Origin of the sequence: Methylobacterium sp. 4-46 (genome assembly GCF_000019365.1) — a bacterium.
GTDB lineage: Bacteria > Pseudomonadota > Alphaproteobacteria > Rhizobiales > Beijerinckiaceae > Methylobacterium.
This window is the reverse complement of sequence record NC_010511.1, coordinates 793049-810011: the sequence shown is the minus strand read 5'-3', so window position 1 is coordinate 810011 and position 16963 is coordinate 793049. Positions and strand designations below refer to the sequence as shown.

The window sequence follows — 16963 nt, the reverse complement described above, 5'->3', positions numbered from 1 at the left end:
TGGTGGAAGCGGTGCGTTAAGAAGGCATTAACCGTGTGCGTCGCGGTTTGCGCCGGCGCACATGACGGCCTATGTGTCGGGCGAGGCGGCCTGGCCGCGGCAGCCCCGTCCGAGCGAGGACCTGTTCCATGACGTCGACGCCGATTTCGCAGCGCCTGAGAGGCTCGCTCACGGCCCTGGTGACCCCGTTCCGCGACGGAGCCTTCGACGAGGCGGCGTTCCGGCGATTCGTGGCGTGGCAGATCGAGCATGGCACGCACGGCCTCGTGCCGGTCGGCACGACCGGGGAGAGCCCGACCCTGAGCCATGCCGAGCACGACCGGGTGGTCGAGGCCTGCATCGACGAGGCGGGCGGCCGGGTGCCGGTGGTCGCCGGCGCCGGCTCGAACTCCACCGCCGAGGCGATCGAGCGCGCCCGTCATGCGGAGAAGGCCGGGGCTGACGCGGTCCTCATCGTCACGCCCTATTACAACAAGCCGACCCAGGAAGGGCTGTACCAGCACTTCAAGGCGGTGAACGACGCAATCGGCATTCCCATCTTGATCTACAACATCCCAGCCCGCTCGGTGATCGATATGTCGGTCGACACGATGCGGCGCCTGTACGAATTGCGCAATATCGCGGGCGTGAAGGATGCCACCGCCAACGTGGCTCGCGTCAGCCTTCAGCGCCAAGCGATGGGAGAAGACTTCATCCAACTTTCTGGCGAAGATGCGACGGCGCTCGGCTTCATGGCGCATGGCGGGCACGGCTGCATCTCGGTGACCTCGAACGTGGCGCCGCGCCTCTGCGCCGACTTCCAGGAGGCCTGCCTCGCGGGCGAGTACCGGGCGGCCCTGCGCCTTCAGGACCGGCTGATGCCGCTCCACACCAACCTCTTCGTCGAGACCAACCCGTCGCCGGCCAAGTACGCGCTCGCGCGGCTCGGCCTGATGGACGAGGAGGTGCGCCTGCCCCTGGTCCCGCTCGGGGAGGCGGGGCGGCGCGCGGTCGACGGCGCCTTGCGCGACGCCGGCCTCTCCAACACCTGACCCCCGTGACGCGCCGGCGCCCCGCCGGCGCCTGAGAAGAGCCCGTCAATGGCCCCGAAAGCCGACCCCGCCCGCCGCGTCGTCGCCGACAACCGCAAGGCCCGCTTCCACTACGAGATCACCGACACGGTCGAGGCGGGCATCGCGCTCACCGGCACCGAGGTGAAGTCCCTGCGCGGCGGCAAGGCCACGATCGGGGAGGCCTATGCGGGCCCGTCGGGCGACGAGTTCTTCCTGTTCAACGCCTACATTCCCGAATACCTCGAGGCCAACCGCTTCAACCACGAGACCAAGCGGCCCCGCCGCCTGCTGCTGCACCGGCGCCAGATCAACAAGTTCCTGGGGGCGACGCAGCGCGAGGGCTACACGGTGATCCCGCTCAAGATCTACTTCAACGAGCGCGGCCGGGCGAAGGTGGAGCTCGGGCTCGGGCGGGGCAAGAAGCTGCACGACAAGCGCGAGACCGCCAAGGAGCGCGACTGGCAGCGCGACAAGGCGCGGCTGATGCGCGACAAGGGCTGATCCGTTTTTCTCCCAAGTCATTGGCTTGGATCGAGCTTTCGAGAGGATCGACGGCCCGGCGGCTCCGCATCCCGGGCCTCTGGCATGAGCGGGGGCGCCTCGGGTCGGTCCGCGATCCGGAGGGCGCCGGATCGTCGCGGCGGGGGAACCGACCGGCGCGGTCGCGGTTCGACTGGACCGCGCCACGTGACCCGAGGTGAGATGATGCGGCCTGCCCGCCTGCTGCTCCTGACCGGAACGATCCTGCCCGCCCTCCTCGTCCAGCCGCTCCCCGGGCGGGCCGATCCCGGCGCCGCGGCGGCCATCCGGATGGCCCAAGCTGGCACGGAGCGCGGCGGCGTGGAGCGCGGCGGCCCCGATCACGGCCCTGAACGCGGAGCGCGGCCCGAGCCGCGGGAGCGCGGCCCCGAGCGGGCGGCGCCCCCGGTCGAGCGCGGCGAGCGGGCTCCCGAACCGCGCGAGCGGGCTCCCGAACCGCGCGAGCGGGCGCCCCAGCGGGCGGCGCCGCCGGCCGAACGCCAGACTCCCCCGCGGGAGGCCCCGGCCCGCGAAGCCCCGCCGCACGAGGCGCCGCGCGGCGCGCGTCCGGCGCCGCGCCCGGAGCGGGAGCCGGCCGAGCGTCCCGAGCCGGCCCGTCCCCAGGCTCCGCCGCCAGCCGCCCGCCAGCCGGAGCGCCCCACGCCGCCGCGCCCGCCCGAGGCGACGCCGCCCCGCGACGAGCGCCCGCGCGCGCCCGAGAGTCCGGCGGCGCGGCCCCCGGAGCCGCCCCAGCCGCCGGCCACGCCCGAGCGGCCCGCCCAGGCCCGCCCGACGCCCCCGGTGCCGAGCGAGCCCGGGCGCCCGCCGGCCCCGCCGGCGGAGCCCGGCCAGCCGCGGGAGCGGCCCGGCGAGGCGCGTCCGGGCGCCGGCGCGCCGGATCGTCCGCAAGGAACGCCCGCGCGGCCGGGGCAGGCGGCCCCGACCCCGCCGCAGGCGGCCCCGACCCCGCCGCCCGCCGGAAGCCCCGCCGTCCCGCCGGGCGCGCCGACCCGGCCGCAGCCGGACCCGGCCGGACCGGGCGCCGCGCCGCTGCCGGTGCCGGGCGCGCCCGGCCGGGATGGCCGCGACCGCCGCGACGGCGCCGAGCGCCGCGACGACGCGGAGTCCATCCCCGGCGGCTTCCGCCGCAGCGACGTGGAGGTGCGCAGCTACGACGAGGTCCGCCGCGCCCGCCGCGAGGTCAACGAGGGCGGCCGGCTGGTCATCCGCGAGCCCGGCCGGGTGATCGTGCGCGAGAACGACCGCACCTTCATCCGCCACGACGAGACGGAGCGGTTCCGGTCCCTCGATCGCGACGCCCGCGTCGAGCGCCGCGGCCGCGACGTGGTCACGATCATCGACCGGCCCGGCGGCGACCAGATCGTCACGGTGGTGGACGAGGACGGCCGGCTCCTGCGCCGCAGCCGCCGGGCGCGGGACGGCCGCGAGGTCGTGCTGATCGACAACACCTTCGAGGGCCGTCCGCGGCCGATCGCGCGCGACGTGGTGGTGCTGCCGCCCCCCGAGATCCGCATTCCCCGCGAGCGCTACGTGGTGGAGGCGGAGCGGGCCGACGAGGGCCTGATCTACGAGACCCTCACGGCGCCGCCGGTCGCCCCGGTGGAGCGGCGCTACACGCTCGACGAGGTGCGCTCCAGCCCGAGCCTGCGCGCCCGGATGCGCAGCGTCGACATCGACACGATCACCTTCGAGACCGGCTCCTGGCAGGTCGCCCCCGACCAGGCGCGGCGCCTCGCGGCGATCGCGGAGGCGATCCGGCGGGCGGTCGAGCACAACCCGCAGGAGGTGTTCCTCATCGAGGGCCACACGGACGCGGTCGGCAGCGAGGTCGACAACCTCTCGCTCTCCGACCGGCGGGCGCAGGAGGTCGCCGCGGTGCTCACCCGGGACTTCCGCGTGCCGCCCGAGAACCTGACCACCCAGGGCTACGGCGAGCAGTACCTGAAGGTGAACACCCAGGAGGCGAACCGCGAGAACCGCAGGGTGACGGCGCGGCGGATCACGCCGCTGATCCAGCAGCAGGCCGGGCGGCCCTAGGGCTCCTTCGGACGGGCGCCGCGGCGGCCCGGGGGCCGCCGCTCAGCCGCTCCGCTTCAACCCGGTGCGGCCCTCCGGCCGGGCCGTCAGGACCATCATCATCTCACCGACGTTCTCGGGCGTGATCAGCCCGACGAGGCGGCCGAGGGCGTCCGTCACGCCCACCGCCGGCACGCCGCTCTCCTGCATCAGCCGCAGCGCGTCCTCCAGGGGCTGGCGGTCGCGCACGCTCGGGATGTCGGACCGCATCACCTCCAGCACCGGGGCGTCGGGGCCGCGGTCGCGCAGGGCCCGGATCATGTCGTCGCGGGTGAGCACGCCCCGCAGCCGCCCCGCCCCGTCCACGACCGGGAACTCGTGCTGGGTCGTGGCGATCAGTTCCTGCACGGCATCCTCGACGCGGGAGGAGGGCCCCAGGCTCTCGTAGCGGGTGATCATCGCGTCGCCCGCGAGCAGCCCGCGGGAGACCTGCCGCATCTGCACCGCGTGCGCCTCCGAGGCGGCGCCGAGATAGACGAAGAGCGCGATGAAGAGCAGGAGCGGGTTGCCCCCGACGAGCCCGAGCAGGCCGAGCGCGAAGGCCACCGCCTGCCCCACCCCCGAGGCGATCTGCGTGCCGCGGGCGTAGCCGAGCCGGGCGGCCAGGATCGCCCGCAGCACCCGCCCGCCATCCATCGGGAAGGCCGGGATCAGGTTGAACCCGACCAGGAACAGGTTGACCCAGAGCAGCCGCTCGAAGAGCGAGATGCCCGGATTCTCCACCTCCGCCCGCGGCGCCACCGCCCCGAGGACCAGTAACAGCAGGCCCGCGATGACGACGTTCACGGCCGGGCCCGCGAGGGCGATGACGAGCTCCTGGCGCGGGTCCTCCGGGATGCGCTCCAGCCGCGCCACCCCGCCGATCGGCAGCAGCGTGATGTCGGGCGTCTGCACCCCGTAGCGGCGCGCCGCCAGGACGTGGCCGAACTCGTGCAGGAGCACGCAGAGGAACAGGAGCACGATGTAGAGCACGCTCTGCAGCGCCGCCCCCTGGCCGCCCTTGGCGAAGCCCGCGGCGCCGATCCAGAGCAGGAAGAGCAGGAAGGTGACGTGGACCCGGATCACCGTGCCCATCACCGTCCCGAGCGGCAGCGACCAACCCATGAACGTCTCCCTGTCTCGCCCGACCGCGCGGGTGCGCCCCAGGGCCGCCCGTCTGGCGGCCTGGAGGCCGCTGGTCGGCGGCCTGAAAGCCGCCCGTCAGGCGGCCGGGGTCTCTCCGGACACGGCCGCCTCGGCCTTGAGGCGGCGCCGGTACTGGTTGGCGCCGATCGGGATGGCGCACAGATAGGCGATGCTCAGGCTCGCCAGCGTCTCGAACGGGAAGCTGATGAACAGCCCGAACGCCGCCACCGTCACGACGAAGATCGGCAGCACGTACTCGCGCGGGACCCGCTTGCCGATGGTCTTGCCCGCGTAGGTCGGCACGGTCGAGATCACCAGGATCGCCAGGACCAGGACGTAGGCGAGGACCGCCGGGGCGAGCCGCGGCCCGAACGAGAGACCGAGGAAGTGGAGGTAGAGCGGCAGCAGCGCCGTCAGCGCGCCGGCCGGCGCCGGCATGCCGACGAAGTAGTCCTTCTTCCATTCCGGGCGGCTCGGGTCGTCCAGCATCACGTTGAAGCGGGCGAGCCGCAGCGCCATCGCGATGGCGAAGATCAGGGCCACGATCCAGCCGAGCGACTTCAGGTGGTGGAGGGTGAAGCCGTAGAGGATCAGCGCCGGGGCGCAGCCGAAATTCACGAAATCGGCGAGCGAGTCGAGCTCCGCCCCGAAGCGCGAGGTCCCCTTCAGGAGCCGCGCCACCCGCCCGTCGATGCCGTCGAGCACCGCCGCCACCACGATGGCGATGACGGCCGGCTCGAACCGGCCCTCGAAGGCGAGGCGCACGGCGGTGAGCCCGAGGCAGACCGCCATCAGGGTGATCATGTTGGGGATGATCATCCGCACCGGGATCGGCTTGAAGCGCCGCGGCCGGGGCTCGTTGGTGTCGGGGGCGAAGGGCGGGAAGAGATTGTCGTCCATGCGGCCTCCGAAGGCGCCTCGTACCGACGGTCAGGTCCGGCGAGCGCCGGCGCCGTTGCCGAATTGTCCAGCACGCCTCGGGGCGTGGACAAGCGCCGGGCGCGCGAGGCTCCCGGCATCCCGGCGGCGGGTTGCCCGCCGCCCGGGCGGGTCAGACCCGCCGGAACTGGCGGACCGGGCCGCCGGGGCGCAGGTCGGCGAGCACCGTCTCGCCCGCCACCGCCTTCTGGCCGAGTCCCACCAGCACCCGCGATCCCGCCGGCAGGTAGACGTCCACCCGCGAGCCGAAGCGGATCAGCCCGAAGCGGTCGCCCACCACCAGGTTGTCGCCGGGCTTGACCCAGTCGACGATGCGCCGCGCCACCAAGCCGGCGATCTGCACCACGCCGATGCGCAGGGCGTCCGGCCCGCTGCCGGTCTCGATCACCAGCCCGTTGCGCTCGTTGTCCTCGCTCGCCTTGTCGAGCTCGGCGTTGAGGAAGAGGCCCGGCGTGTAGTGGATCTGGTCGATGCGCCCCGAGACCGGCACCCGGTTCACGTGGCAGTCGAACACGTTCATGAAGACCGAGATGCGCAGCATCGGCTCGGAGGGCAGGTCGAGCTCGGAGGGCGGCACCACGGTCGAGATCAGGTTCACGCGCCCGTCCGCGGGCGAGACCACGAGGCCCTCGCCCACCGGCACGACGCGCTCGGGGTCGCGGAAGAAGTAGCAGACCCAGAGCGTGAGCAGGAAGAAGATCCAGCCCAGCGCCTGCACGAAGGAGCCAGCGAGCACCGTCAGCACGATGCCGATCGCGATGAAGAGGTAGCCCTCCTTGTGGATCGGCACGAGGACGCGGCGGATCGTCTCGAAGAGGTCGGTCATCAGCCTTCAGGCACTCCGGCAGGCGCGCGGGCAGCGCCGTTCGCGTCCGCGGATGGCAGGCGCACGTCCTCCCGTCAATCGCCCGCGCGGCCTCACCCGCCCGGGCGGGCGCGCAGCGCCCCGAGGAGGTCGGCGTGGTCGTCCGTCCAGGGCCGGCGGCCGGGATCGGCCGGCACGCGCCGCCACCCGGGGCCGCCGGCCTCCGGGGGGCCGGGCCAGGGATTGCCGGCCCAGGTGCCACGGGGCGAGGCGTCGCGGAGCAGGGCGTCGCCTTGCAAGGTGTCGCGGAGCGGGGCGTCGCGGAGCAAGGCGCCGCCGGGCCGGGCGCGACCGCCCCATGGGCCGAGATGGGCCGGATCGCGCACCAGCGCGAGCAGCGTCGAGGCCGCGCCGGGCGCGCCGAGCGCCCAGGCGCTCAGCCCGAACTCGGCCCCGATCCCGGCCAGGACCGCGCCGGGATCGAGGTGCGGGTGGGCGAGGTGGATCAGCAGCACGCCGGTCCGGTCGAGTTTCGAGACGGCGAGGCGCAGGGCCTCGCGGGTCAGGAGATGGATCGGGAACGGGCCGGAGGCGGCGGTGTCGATCAGGATCAGGCCGAGATCCGCGGGCCGGTCGGCGAGGCTCAGGCGCGGATCCCCGACGACGACCGGCATGGTCGGCGCGCAGGCGGCCAGGAACCGGAACCGGGCCGGGTCGCGGGCGATGCGCAGGAGCACCGGATCGCTCTCCAGGAAGGTCCAGGCCTCCCGGGGACGCGCCGCGCAGGCGAGGCTGCCGGCGCCGAGGCCCACCACCACCACGTCGCCGAGATCGCCGCCCCGGGCGGCGCGGATCCCCCGGATCGCGGCCCCGACCGGCCCGTCGGGCGCGTAGGCGAGGAGCGGCGCCGGCTCGCCGGTCGCGGGCGTGCCGTCCTCCCGGCGCAGCCGCATCGCGCCCTGCGGGCGGGATTCGTGCCAGAGCAGCCGGGTGCCGCCGTCCGGGCTCGCGGCGATGCGGTGGATGCCGGAGAAGGAGCGCAGGCTCTCCCCCGCGGCCCCGGGCGGGGCGGGCGCCGGGCCCGCCAGCGCGAGGAGCGCCCCGATCCCGGAGAGGGCCGCGAGGCGCGGGCTCGCCCAGGACAGGGCGAGGAGCCCGCACAGGCCGAGGCCGATGAGCAGGCGCGGCGCGGCGAGGCCGAGCACCGCGCAGCCCGCCAGGATGAGGAGCGCCAGCAGGGCGCAGACGAGGGCGGCCTCCCCGAAGCCCCTGGCGCGGGCGGCCCGGGCGCCGTCGAGGAGGCCGGGCCGGCCGAGCAGGGCCGCGCCGAGGAGGAGCGGGTATTCCTGGCCGGCCGGGAACAGGGCGGGCGCGAGCAGCGCGCCGGCGGCGCTGCCGAGGAGGCCGCCGAGCGCGATGCAGACGGCGTAGATCGTCAGGTGGGCGGTCTCGGGCCGCGCGCGGTAGAGCGTCGTGTGGCAGAGGCTGGCATTCACCAGGACGAGGCCGAGGCCGAGGACGAGGTTCGCCGCGAGCCCGAGATCGACCACGAGGCCGAGGATCGCCAGCGCGGTGCCCCCGACCTGCAGCGGCGCGAGCCAGCGCGCGACCCGCACGGCGCTGTCCCGGAAGGCGGTCACGAAGGTCAGGAGGTGCAGGGCGAGCGGCGGCAGGAAGACCAGCGGCGCGGTCGCGAGCTCCGCGCAGAGGCGGGTCGTGACGGCGACCAGGAAGGCGGCCGGCACGAAGGCCAGGGCGACGAAGCCCGCCAGCGCCGCGCCGGTCAGCGGGACCGGGCGCTTGGCGGGGGCCGGGGGAGGGGCCGGCGCCCGCGCGGGCGGCGTCCCGGCGGCGCTCCAGGCGGCGGCCGCGATCAGCGGGGCGAGGAGGCAGAACCCGGCCGTCCAGGCCCATTCCTGGGCGCGCAGGGAGACGAGCGGCGCGATCAGCACCGGATAGGCGAGGAGCGCCGCGAAGGCGCCGCCATGCGAGGCCGCGGCGAGGAGGGCGGGGTCGCGGGCGCGCGGGTGATCCGCGCCGGAGAGCCACGCCTGCAGGAGCAGGCCGTTCGCCGCCAGGGCGAGGAGAGGCGGTCCGGCCGCGACGGCAAGGAGGCCGAGAAGCCAGGGCGCCTCGCCCTCGGCGGGCAGCCGCGCGAGGGCCGCCGGCCGATGCGGGGGCAGGACGAGGAGCGCCGCCCCCATCAGGGCGAGGTGCAGCAGGAGGGCGCGGCGCCCCGCGAGCCAGCGGGTGGCGGCGAGCCCGTAGAGCTGGCCGCCGAGCAGGGCCGCCTGCAGCAGGACCAGGGCCACGGACCAGACGGCGGGGGAGCCGCCGAGCCCGGGCAGCGCCGCGCGGGCGAGGAGGATCGGTGCCGAGAACAGCAGGAAGGCCGAGAGGGCCAGCGCCGCGAGGGCCGCGGCGAACCGCAGCTCGGCGACCGGGACGCTCGGAACCCGCGGGGCGAGGGAGGACGGGGCGGTGGGCACGGCACGTGTCCTTGCGGCAGCGCCCGGCATGATCGCCCGCAAGGATTAAGGAGGCTCTTCGGGTCGCAGGCCGACCCCGAATCGCCCGTTCCCGGTCTGCGCGATGCGGCGTCCCGGCGATCCGTCGGGTGCGGCCGGGGCGACCTCCGCGGCGCCGGGCCGGACGCCGACGGATCGCCAGCCGCTCAGCCCACCGGGAGGCGGCCTGCGAGGGGCCGGCCGCTTCGCGGCGGGCGGCTTGCCGGCGGGGCGGCCCGGTAGGCCTCGGCGGCGAGGGCCGCGAAGGCCGCCGCCGCGGCGAGCGGCAGGAGCGGCAGCCTGGTCGCGACCACGATCATCCCGAGCAGCGGCACCAGGAACAGGGCCAGCAGGGCGAGGTCGACCGCCCGCGGCGGCGGGGCCGGGCAGCGCAGGCGCCACGCCAGGGCGGCGGTGATCGGGATCGCGAGGTCGTAGCTCAGGCAGTACGGGGTCACGAGGATGCAGCCCGCCGCGACGAGGGCGGCGTGCAGGCCCGCGGCGCCCTCCGACCCGTCCGGCCGCGCGGGGTCCCGGCGCACGAGCCAGGCGACGCCGCCCGCCACGATCAGCGAGACGGCCCCCTGGAGCGCGAGCGCCGCCGGGACCGGGACCCCGACCCACCACAGGCCCGCGTAGGGGGTCGTCATCAGGGTGGTGTAGAAGCCGTCCATCCCGGTGATGACCTCGCCCTGGAAGGGCAGCGTGACCGCGAGGTAGGCGCGCCACGGCTCGGGGCCGAAAGCCAGCAGGCTGAGCCCGATCAAGCCGAGGGTGGTGACGGCGGCGGCCGCGAAGGCGTCCCAGCGCTGCCGGGCGATCAGCACCAGGGGAAACAGCAGGCCGAGCTGCGGCTTGACGCTGATGAGGCCGATCATCGCCCCGGCGAGGAGCGGCTGCCGGTCGAGCCGCCGCATCGCCCCGACGACCAGCGCCGCGAAGAAGAAGCCCGCCTGCCCGATCGCGACTTCGAGCACCACGATCGGCGAGAGGAGGAGCCAGGGCACCAGCCCGGCGCGGCGCGGACCCGCCTTCCCGCCGAGCAGCGTGGCGAGGAAGCAGGCGATCCCCGCCCCCTGCCACAGCAGGTAGCTCGCCCCGTAGGGCAGCCGGGCCAGGGGCGCCAGGACCAGGAGCCCGGTCGGCGGATAGGAGAAGTTCATGAAGGGCTGGACGGGCGTGAACAGCGCCCGCATGGCCGCCTGGAAGGCGCCGAGATCGTAGATCTGATCCAGCAGCCCGGTCGCGGCGAGCCGGCCGGCCGTCCAGAAGATCACGAAGTCGCGGCCGACGAAGTAGCCCTGCCGGTCGAGGCCGCCCGGCAGGCCGCCGAACAGGGACAGGGCGATGGCGAGCGACGGGATCGTCCCCAGGCGGACCGCTAGCCTCCAAGGTTCCGGCACCGCCATCCGCGCATCCCCGCTCCCCGCCGGGCCAGTCTCCGACGGCCGCGGTTAAGGCCGGGTTCCGTCAGGCGACGGAGGCCGGTTCGGGCGCCTTGGCGGCGGGCGGGGGGATCTCGCCCGATTCCAGGCGGACGCGCAGGCTCTCGCCCTCGCCGCCCTCCGCCCGCTTGAGGGCCTCGCGCGCCGCGTCCGCCTCGCGCTGGCGGTTCCACATCGCCGCGTAGACGCCGCCGCGCGCGAGGAGGGTCGGGTGGTCGCCCCGCTCGACGATCACCCCCCGGTCGAGGACGATGATCTCGTCGGCGCCCACCACCGTCGAGAGCCGGTGGGCGATGACGAGCGTCGTGCGGCCCCGGCTGACCCGGTCGAGGGCGTCCTGGATCTCCCGCTCGGTGAAGGAATCGAGGGCCGAGGTCGCCTCGTCGAGGACCAGGATCGGCGGCCCCTTCAGGATGGTGCGGGCGATCGCGACGCGCTGCTTCTCGCCGCCCGACAGTTTCAGGCCGCGCTCGCCCACCGGCGTGTCGTAGCCCTCCGGCAGGCCGGCGATGAAGCGGTCGATCTGCGCGAGCCGGGCGGCCTCGCGGACCTCCGCCTCGCTCGCCTCCCAGCGCCCGTAGCGGATGTTGTAGCCGATCGTGTCGTTGAACAGCACCGTGTCCTGCGGGACCATGCCGATCGCCGCGCGCAGGGATTCCTGCTGCACGGCGGCGATGTCCTGGCCGTCCACGAGGATGCGCCCGCCCTGCGGCTCGTAGAAGCGGAACAGCAGCCGCGACAGGGTCGACTTGCCTGCGCCCGAGGGGCCCACCACCGCGACGGTGCGCCCGGCCGGCACCTCGAAGCTGATGCCCTTCAGGATCGGCCGGTCCGGGTTGTAGGCGAAGTGCACGTCCTCGAAGCGCACCACGCCCGCGCTCACCGCGAGCGGCGGCGCGCCCGGCCGGTCGGCGATCTCCGGGTTGCGGTGCAGGATCCGGAACATGTCGTCGATGTCGATCAGCGCCTGCTTGATCTCCCGGTAGATCATGCCCATGAAGTTGAGCGGCATCGAGAGCTGCACCAGCATCGCGTTGACCAGCACGAATCCGCCGATCGTGGCCTTTCCGGCCATGATGTCGCGCGCCGAGAGCCACATCACCACGGTCATGCCGGCCGTGAAGATCACCGCCTGGCCGGCATTGAGCACCGCCAGCGAGACGTAGGTCTGGGTCGAGGATTTCTCGTACTTGGCCATCGAGACGTCGTAGCGGGAGGTCTCGCGGGCTTCCGCGCCGAAATACTTCACGGTCTCGTAGTTGAGGAGCGAGTCGACCGCCTTGGTGTTGGCGTCGGTGTCGGACTCGTTCATCCGCTTGCGGATGGCGATGCGCCACTCGGTGGCCTTGTAGGTGAAGCCGAGATAGGCCGCGACCATCACCAGCACCACCAGCGAGTAGCGCAGGTCGAACTCCCAGGCCAGGATGCCCAGCACCAGCAGGAACTCGACGATGGTGGGCACCAGCGTCAGCACCATCAGGCGCGAGAGTTCCTCGATGCCGTTGCGCCCGCGCTCCAGCACCCGGGTGAGGCCGCCGGTCTTGCGCTCCAGGTGGAAGCGCAGGGACAGGCGGTGCATGTGCGCGAAGGTCTGGAGGGCGAGGCGGCGCACCGCGTGCATCGCCACCTTGGCGAAGAGCCCATCGCGGACCTGGGTGAGGAGGGCCATCGCCACCCGCGACAGGCCGTAGAGGCCGATGAGCAGGATCGGCGCCGCCCAGAGGCCGGTCGGCAGGGGGCCGTCCTTCCCGCCCGCCGCCGCCACGAGGGCGTCGGTCGCCCACTTGAAGGTGAAGGGCGTCAGCATCGTGACGCCCTTGGCGACGAGGAGCAGGAAGAAGGCCGCGAAGACGCGGCGCTGCAGGTCCAGGCGCCCGTGCGGCCAGAGATAGGGCCAGAGGCGCCGGTAGGTCCCGACGAGGCCGGGCCGGTCCGAGGCCCCGCCCGCCGGAGATTGCATTTGCGTCACGATCGGGTTCCGGGAGAGGAATTGCCCCGCATATAGGCCCGATCCTCCCGGGGTGCACCCGCCGGGCACCGCAGGGCCGGCGGGCGCTGGGCTCAACGCACGGCCCGCCGGTGCGGGCTCAGCGGTCGGCCTTGGCGCCGCTCGCGGTCAGTTCGAGGTAGCGCCGGGTCGTCGGCTTGACGAGGTCGGCCACCGTCTGGGCCATCGCCAGTTCCTCCTTCAGGGATTGCTGGAATCCCGTCAGGTGGGCGGTCTGGCCGGCCGCCTCCGCGATGGTGATGAGCGAGTCGTAGGCCGCCGCCTCGTAATTCTCGAAGGCGCGGTTGGCGAAGGCGTTCTTCAGGATCTCGTCCTGGGCCGGCGTGTGGGCCAGGGCCGCGAGGTTGCCCATCAGGCCGAGCACGCCCTCCTTGAGGGCCGAGGGGCTCTCGTTGAGGGCCGACAGCGCCGCCTCCAGGCGGTCGCGCTGGCCGTGCGTCTCGGTGATGTGGCGCCGCAGGGCCGCGTCCATCTCGGGGTAGCGCTCCAGGCGCTCGACCTGCCGCTCCATGATCTGCAGGGCCTGCAATTCGAGGGCGTGGGTGTTCCTGAGCGCGGTCACGTAGAGCGAGCGGAGATCCTCGGCCATCCGGTCATCCTCCTGGACAGGGGTTGAGTGGGGCCCAACGCCCGCCGCCGGGGACGGTTCTGGTACTCATACTGAGACAAAGTATCATACCGGAGCGGCCTCCCGCGCGCCGGTTCGGCCCCGGATCCCGGCCGCTCTCCTCGGGCCTTCGCCTCCGCGCGCGGCGCCGGCGCCGCGGGGCCCGGTCCGCCGCGGCCGCGGCGGTGTCAGGCCCGGGCGGCCACCGGGGCCGCCTCCCGCGCGGCCCCCGGGGCCGCCTCCCGCGCGGCCCCCGGGGCTGCGTCCTGCTGCTGCAGGAGGGCGCGCTCGTGGGCGACGAGCTCCCGGCCCCATTTCAGGGCGTGGTGGAAGCGGCGGGCGGCGACCTCGTCCTGAACGGCGAGGAGATAGGGCACCGCGCTCGGCATGATCCGCAGGATCTCGGTCGACTGGCGCACCAGCAGGTCCTCCACCTCGGCCGGATTGTCGGCGAGGTAGATCACCTGCAGCGTCACGCAGAGGCGCTTGGCCGGCGTGTCCGCCTCGCTCTCGCGGATGATCTCGCTCTCGCGCAGGAAGCGGGCATGGGTCTCGATCAGCAGGTCGGCCGCGCGGTCCCCGTTCCGGATCGCCGCCCCGTTGATGATGAGGCGCTCGTGCGGCTTGAGGGTGATGCGAAGCGGCATGGCGGGCTTTCCACGAATCACCCCCATGGTCGTGGTTAAGCGTTAACGATTTCGCAAAGCCGCACGAGTCCGCGCGATCGACTTAAGGCCGCGGCAAGGGCCGGCCCCCTGAGATGCGGGTGCCGTCAAAACGACGGATCCGACGATCGAAAAGGATCGGCCCCATGCCCATCACGCTGACTGCCGCCACGCGGCAGAACCTGCTGTCGATGCAGGACACCGCCTCCCTCCTCGCCACCACCCAGAACCGCCTGGCGACGGGCAAGAAGGTCAACACCGCCCTCGACAACCCGACCAACTTCTTCACCGCCGACGGCCTCTCCTCCCGCTCGACCGCCCTGTCCTCCCTCCTCGACAGCGTCTCGAACGGCATCCAGACCATCCAGGCCGCCAATACCGGCCTCACCAAGGTCCAGACCCTCACCGACCAGCTCAAGTCGGTGGCCCAGCAGGCCCTCGCCTCCGCCAATTCCTTCTCGGTCAAGGCCACCTCGGTCTCGACTGCGCTCACCGGCGCCTCGGCCCAGAACCTGCTCTCGACCGGCGCAACGCAGGCGGTCAGCGACACCGCCCTGAGCGGCAACACCACCGCCACCGCCGCCACCGTCACGGCCGGCACCGCCTACAGCAACGGCGTCGCGACCTACACGGCCGGCTCCTACACGACCCTCACCGCCTCCGCGACCGTCACCCTCAACGGCACCGCGATCGCGCTCGCCACCGGCGACGACATCAACGCCGCCGTCACCAAGATCAACGCGCAATCCGCCACCACCGGCGTCACCGTGGCGGCCTCCGGCGGCAAGCTCGTCTTCACCGGCAGCAATTCCGGCGCCCAGTTCACCTACGCGGCGACCGGCTCCGAGACCGGCCTCGCGGCCAGCGGCACCACCACGAACGGCGCCGGCGCGTCCTCCACCACGCTGACCATCAACGGCACGACGATCACGGTCGCCACCGGCTCGACCGAGAGCCAGGTCATCAACGCCATCAACGCCGTCACCTCGACCACCGGCGTCACCGCCTCCGACAATAGCGGCAAGATCAAGCTGACCGGCGCGGCGGATGGCTCGAGCATCACCGTCCAGGGCGGCACCGGCAGCCAGGTCGGCTTCGGGACGACGGCCTCGACCACGGCCGGCACCTTCTCGCCGAGCGCCGCCACCCTGGCGATCGCGGTCGGCTTCAAGGCCGGCGACAACTTCACGGTCAACGGCCAATCCGTCAACATCGCGGCCGGCGACACGCTCGGCTCCATCGCCCAGAAGGTCAGCACCGCCACCAGCGGCACCGTCTCGGCCAGCTACGACGCCACCAACCGCAAGTTCACCTTCACGGCCGCCGACACCAACACCGCCATCACCCTCGGCAACGGCTCGACCGCGACCTCGCTGCTCTCCAACCTCGGCTTCAACTCGCCCACCACCTTCGCGGCGGGCCTGGGAGCGCCGGGCTCGAGCTCGGCCCTGGCGGGCAAGTCGCTGACCGTGCAGGTCGGCTCCGGCCCGAGCGCGACCTTCACCTTCGGCTCGGCGGCGGGCCAGATCTCGACCCTGACGCAGCTCAACAGCGCGCTGGCGGCGGCCAACGCCCAGGCCTCGATCGACACCGCGACCGGGCGGATCTCGATCACCACCGCCAACGACTCGGGCACCGACGACCTCAAGATCACCGCCTCGGGCACCGGCAACCCGTTCAACTCCGGCACCTCGAGCGCGGTGATCGGCGGCGACGGGCTGACCGCGCGCAACGGGCTGGTGAGCACCTTCAACAACCTGCTGACCCAGATCGACCAGCTCGCGGCGGATTCGGGCTACAACGGCGTCAACCTGCTCGCCGGGGACACGCTGAAGATCAGCTTCAACGAGAAGAACACGTCGACGCTGTCGGTGCAGGGCTCGACGGTGTCGTACACGCAGCTCGGCCTGAACGTGCTGTCGCAGTCGGACTTTCAGGAGAACAGCGCGATCAACAAGGTGATCAAGTCGATCAACACGGCGGCGAGCTCGCTGAAGAGCCAGGCCTCGTCGCTGGGCGCGAACCTTGCGGTGGTGCAGAACCGTCAGGACTTCACCAAGCAGATGATCAACGTGCTCGACACGGGTGCGGCGAACCTGACCAACGCGGACCTGCACGAGGAGGCGGTGAATTCTCAGGCGCTGCAGACCCGCAACTCGCTCGGCGTCTCGGCGCTGTCGCTGGCCAACCAGGCGCAGCAGAGCGTGCTGCAGCTCCTGCGCTGATCGCCGCCGCACCTTGCGACGAGCACGCGGCCGGGGCCTCGCCCCGGCCGTTCTCGTTGTGGCGCCCGGCGGGGGCTCGGACGCGGCCGGGGGGAGGGCGCTGGTCCCGAATCCGGTCCGCCGACGGCGCCTGTCGCGGACCGGGGGCGGTTCAGAGGGCGCCGGGCCGCTTCAGCTCGATCTCCACGAAGGCGATCGGGTGGTCGGAGCCGTTCATCACGTCGTGGCGCACGCCCGCGGGGCGGCGGTAGGATTGGCCCTGCGCCAGCACGGTCTCGGTCACGGCCTCGCCGTCATGGACGCGCAGGCAGCCCGGCGTCACCATCACGATCACGTACGGCCAGCCGTGCTCGTGCCAGCCCGTCACGGCGCCGGGAGCGAAGTCCCAGCGGGTGATCCGCACCGCCTCGTCGTCCAGCTGCACCATCGGCACGGCCGGAATCGTGCAGGCGAAGGCCATGGGCGGATCTCCCGAGAGGGCCCGTCCACACGTCGGGGCCCGCGCGCGCATGCGCCGGGCCTCGCCGCGAGGACGTCAGGATGGGATGCGCCCGGCGATCCGGGCGCGGGGCTCAGGCGGTGGTGGTCGGGCTCGACGCCGGGGCCGGGGCGGCCGCCGGGCGGCGGGGCGCGACGGCGCGGGGCTTCGGCTTCGGCGCAGCGATCAGCCCCTCGCGGATCGCGGTCTTGCGCGCCTGCTTGCGGGCGCGGCGCACCGCCTCCGCCTTCTCGCGGGCCTTGCGCACGGAGGGCTTCTCGTAGGCCTTCCGCTGCTTCATCTCGCGGAAGATGCCCTCGCGCTGCATCTTCTTCTTCAGCACGCGGAGGGCCTGATCGACGTTGTTGTCCCGAACGAGTACCTGCAAGGGTGTGTCCTCTAGAATTCTTCGAACCGTGGCCGGCCGAGGGCCGTCCTGCGACATCCGGCGAACCGGAATGCGCCCCAGACCCCGGCCGTTCCTGACCGGG

14 protein-coding genes are annotated in these 16963 nt (G+C 73.4%); 4 read left to right on the top strand and 10 right to left on the bottom strand.

Annotated elements, in window-relative coordinates; translation table 11 throughout:
• Window positions 1-128: 128 nt before the first annotated feature.
• The 3 genes from dapA to M446_RS03420 all read left to right on the top strand — a co-directional run bounded on the left by dapA (window position 129) and on the right by M446_RS03420 (window position 3629).
• On the top strand, window positions 129-1031 hold the full coding sequence (gene dapA / locus M446_RS03430; protein ID WP_012330674.1) for a 4-hydroxy-tetrahydrodipicolinate synthase: 903 nt from the start codon (window positions 129-131) through the stop codon (window positions 1029-1031).
• Window positions 1032-1079: 48 nt separating this feature from the next.
• Window positions 1080-1553 (top strand): SsrA-binding protein SmpB, encoded by a 474-nt coding sequence (gene smpB / locus M446_RS03425; protein WP_012330673.1) that lies wholly within the window; start codon window positions 1080-1082, stop codon window positions 1551-1553.
• 201 nt (window positions 1554-1754) lie between these two features.
• The gene (locus M446_RS03420; RefSeq protein ID WP_012330672.1) at window positions 1755-3629 is read left to right on the top strand and encodes an OmpA family protein; all 1875 of its coding nucleotides are present in this window, start codon (window positions 1755-1757) and stop codon (window positions 3627-3629) included.
• A 42-nt stretch (window positions 3630-3671) separates the two neighbouring features.
• Here the strand turns inward: M446_RS03420 and M446_RS03415 are convergent, their stop codons facing one another.
• The 8 genes from M446_RS03415 to M446_RS03380 form a co-directional block, all read right to left on the bottom strand.
• Entirely contained in the window at window positions 3672-4772 is a 1101-nt protein-coding gene (locus M446_RS03415; protein WP_012330671.1) for a site-2 protease family protein, read from the bottom strand.
• A gap of 96 nt (window positions 4773-4868) precedes the next feature.
• The gene (locus M446_RS03410; RefSeq protein WP_012330670.1) at window positions 4869-5693 is read right to left on the bottom strand and encodes a CDP-alcohol phosphatidyltransferase family protein; all 825 of its coding nucleotides are present in this window, start codon (window positions 5691-5693) and stop codon (window positions 4869-4871) included.
• 151 nt (window positions 5694-5844) lie between these two features.
• The gene (locus M446_RS03405) at window positions 5845-6558 is read right to left on the bottom strand and encodes a phosphatidylserine decarboxylase (protein WP_012330669.1); all 714 of its coding nucleotides are present in this window, start codon (window positions 6556-6558) and stop codon (window positions 5845-5847) included.
• Window positions 6559-6650: 92 nt separating this feature from the next.
• Window positions 6651-9026, bottom strand: coding sequence for a hypothetical protein (locus M446_RS03400; RefSeq protein ID WP_012330668.1), 2376 nt, complete (start codon window positions 9024-9026; stop codon window positions 6651-6653).
• Window positions 9027-9211: 185 nt separating this feature from the next.
• Window positions 9212-10453, bottom strand: a complete 1242-nt coding sequence (locus M446_RS03395) for a glycosyltransferase family 87 protein (RefSeq protein WP_012330667.1) — start codon at window positions 10451-10453, stop codon at window positions 9212-9214.
• Window positions 10454-10514: 61 nt separating this feature from the next.
• Complete coding sequence (locus M446_RS03390; protein WP_012330666.1) at window positions 10515-12449, bottom strand: ABCB family ABC transporter ATP-binding protein/permease; 1935 nt, start codon at window positions 12447-12449, stop codon at window positions 10515-10517.
• Between the two features lie 127 nt (window positions 12450-12576).
• Window positions 12577-13086 carry a ferritin-like domain-containing protein gene (locus M446_RS03385; protein WP_012330665.1) on the bottom strand — a complete coding sequence of 170 codons (510 nt, stop codon included), beginning with the start codon at window positions 13084-13086 and terminating at the stop codon, window positions 12577-12579.
• Window positions 13087-13292: 206 nt separating this feature from the next.
• Complete coding sequence (locus tag M446_RS03380; protein WP_012330664.1) at window positions 13293-13751, bottom strand: flagellar biosynthesis repressor FlbT; 459 nt, start codon at window positions 13749-13751, stop codon at window positions 13293-13295.
• A 164-nt stretch (window positions 13752-13915) separates the two neighbouring features.
• On the opposite strand from M446_RS03380, the gene M446_RS03375 reads away from it, so the two are divergent.
• On the top strand, window positions 13916-15994 hold the full coding sequence (locus tag M446_RS03375) for a flagellin hook IN motif-containing protein (RefSeq protein WP_012330663.1): 2079 nt from the start codon (window positions 13916-13918) through the stop codon (window positions 15992-15994).
• A 151-nt stretch (window positions 15995-16145) separates the two neighbouring features.
• Here M446_RS03375 and M446_RS03370 read toward each other — a convergent pair whose 3' ends face one another.
• A complete protein-coding gene (locus tag M446_RS03370; protein ID WP_012330662.1) occupies window positions 16146-16454 on the bottom strand; it encodes a cupin domain-containing protein in 309 nt (102 codons plus the stop codon).
• A gap of 112 nt (window positions 16455-16566) precedes the next feature.
• Complete coding sequence (gene rpsU, locus M446_RS03365) at window positions 16567-16860, bottom strand: 30S ribosomal protein S21 (protein WP_012330661.1); 294 nt, start codon at window positions 16858-16860, stop codon at window positions 16567-16569.
• Between the last annotated feature and the right edge of the window lie 103 nt (window positions 16861-16963).

Excerpts from the sequence above, each read along its gene's own strand:
- M446_RS03405 (WP_012330669.1), bottom strand. The coding sequence starts at position 6,558 with ATGACCGACCTCTTCGAGACGATCCGCCGCGTCCTCGTGCCGATCCAC.
- M446_RS03375 (WP_012330663.1), top strand. The coding sequence starts at position 13,916 with ATGCCCATCACGCTGACTGCCGCCACGCGGCAGAACCTGCTGTCGATG.
- M446_RS03370 (WP_012330662.1), bottom strand. The coding sequence starts at position 16,454 with ATGGCCTTCGCCTGCACGATTCCGGCCGTGCCGATGGTGCAGCTGGAC.
- M446_RS03380 (WP_012330664.1), bottom strand. The coding sequence starts at position 13,751 with ATGCCGCTTCGCATCACCCTCAAGCCGCACGAGCGCCTCATCATCAAC.
- M446_RS03420 (WP_012330672.1), top strand. The coding sequence starts at position 1,755 with ATGATGCGGCCTGCCCGCCTGCTGCTCCTGACCGGAACGATCCTGCCC.
- smpB (WP_012330673.1), top strand. The coding sequence starts at position 1,080 with ATGGCCCCGAAAGCCGACCCCGCCCGCCGCGTCGTCGCCGACAACCGC.
- M446_RS03410 (WP_012330670.1), bottom strand. The coding sequence starts at position 5,693 with ATGGACGACAATCTCTTCCCGCCCTTCGCCCCCGACACCAACGAGCCC.
- dapA (WP_012330674.1), top strand. The coding sequence starts at position 129 with ATGACGTCGACGCCGATTTCGCAGCGCCTGAGAGGCTCGCTCACGGCC.
- M446_RS03390 (WP_012330666.1), bottom strand. The coding sequence starts at position 12,449 with ATGCAATCTCCGGCGGGCGGGGCCTCGGACCGGCCCGGCCTCGTCGGG.
- M446_RS03385 (WP_012330665.1), bottom strand. The coding sequence starts at position 13,086 with ATGGCCGAGGATCTCCGCTCGCTCTACGTGACCGCGCTCAGGAACACC.
- M446_RS03395 (WP_012330667.1), bottom strand. The coding sequence starts at position 10,453 with ATGGCGGTGCCGGAACCTTGGAGGCTAGCGGTCCGCCTGGGGACGATC.
- M446_RS03415 (WP_012330671.1), bottom strand. The coding sequence starts at position 4,772 with ATGGGTTGGTCGCTGCCGCTCGGGACGGTGATGGGCACGGTGATCCGG.